The following is a 1425-nucleotide window of genomic DNA, read 5'->3' as shown; positions in this document are numbered from 1 at the left end:
GGCCCATCCTGACCCGCGCCTGGGACGCGATCGGCGCCGACGACCGGGCGCGCAGCATCGAGCAGACCCCCGCGGGCCGCCTCGGCCGCCCGGAGGAGGTCGCGGCGAGCGCGGCGTTCCTGCTGAGCGACGAGGCGTCCTTCGTCACCGGGGCCAGCCTGGTGGTGGACGGCGGATGGAGCGTGTACAAGACGTCCGCCTGAGCCGGGCCCGTCCCCCGAAGAGCCCATGTTCCCTGCCGTTCAAGGAGGTTCACTCCATGAAGATCACCCGTGTCGAGACGTTCTCCGTGCCGCCCCGCTGGCTGCTGTGCCGCGTGGAGACCGACGAGGGCGTGGTCGGCTGGGGCGAGCCGGTGGTCGAGGGGCGCGCGGCCACCGTCCGTACGGCCGTGCACGAGCTGGCCGAACTCCTCGTCGGCAAGGACCCCTCGGGCATCGAGGACCATTGGCAGGTCATGACCAAGGGCTCCTTCTACCGGGGCGGCCCGGTCCTCTCCAGCGCGGTGGCCGGACTCGACCAGGCCCTGTGGGACATCGCGGGCAAGCGCCTCGGCGTGCCGGTGCACGTGCTTCTGGGCGGCCCGGTCCGCGAGCGGGTACGCGCCTACAGCTGGGTGGGCGGAGACAGTCCCGCCCACATCACCGAGCAGGTGACCGCCCAGGTCGAGGCGGGCTTCACCGCGGTCAAGATGAACGCGAGCGGACGCATGAACCGTCTTGCCACCGTCGCCGACATCGACGAGATCGTCACCCGCGCCACCGCCGCCCGCGAAGTCCTGGGCTCCGGAAGGGACTTCGCCCTTGACTTCCACGGACGCTTCCACGCCGCGAACGCCCGCCAACTGCTGCCGCACCTGGCCCCGCTCGCCCCGATGTTCGTCGAGGAGCCGCTCCTGCCGGAGTACGGCCACCTGCTGCCGGGCCTGGTGGCCTCCTCGCCGGTGCCGATCGCCACCGGCGAGCGTCTCTTCTCGCGGCAGGACGTGCTGCCCGCCCTGCAAGCAGGGATCGCGGTCCTGCAACCCGACCTGTCCCACGCGGGCGGCATCTCCGAGGTCCGCCGCATCGCCTCGCTCGCCGAGACCTTCGACACCCTCATCGCCCCGCACTGCCCCCTGGGCCCGGTCTCGCTGGCCGCCAGCCTGCAGATCGCCGTCAGCGTCCCCAACTTCCTCATCCAGGAACAGTCGATCGGCATCCACTACAACACCGGCGCCGACGTCCTGTCCTACCTCACGGACACCGAAGTGTTCCGCTTCCACCAGGGCCATCTGCTGCGCCCCACAGGACCGGGTCTCGGCATCGAGATCGACGAGAAGGCGGTACGCGCGGCCGACGACAGCCAGGCCGACTGGCACAACCCGGTGTGGCGGCACGAGGACGGCTCCTTCGCCGAGTGGTGAGGGACCGTCAAGCACCATAG

At 71.1% G+C, this 1425-nt stretch carries 2 protein-coding genes; both read left to right on the top strand.

The annotated features are described in order from the left end of the window. Nucleotides 1-203 (top strand): SDR family oxidoreductase (locus ACQKIP_RS47425; protein WP_427745865.1); only part of this gene is annotated, 203 nt, incomplete at its 5' end. Nucleotides 204-259: 56 nt separating this feature from the next. Next, nucleotides 260-1405 carry a galactonate dehydratase gene (gene dgoD / locus ACQKIP_RS47420; protein ID WP_365855864.1) on the top strand — a complete coding sequence of 382 codons (1146 nt, stop codon included), beginning with the start codon at nt 260-262 and terminating at the stop codon, nt 1403-1405. The last annotated feature ends 20 nt before the right edge of the window (nt 1406-1425 follow it).

The organism is Streptomyces sp. NPDC059900, assembly GCF_050270335.1.
Taxonomy (GTDB): Bacteria; Actinomycetota; Actinomycetes; order Streptomycetales; family Streptomycetaceae; genus Streptomyces.
The sequence above is the reverse complement of the archived record's forward strand: the minus strand, read 5'-3'. Positions and strand labels throughout refer to the sequence as shown.

Coding starts and splice junctions, on each gene's coding strand:
- dgoD (WP_365855864.1), top strand. CDS start 260: ATGAAGATCACCCGTGTCGAGACGTTCTCCGTGCCGCCCCGCTGGCTG.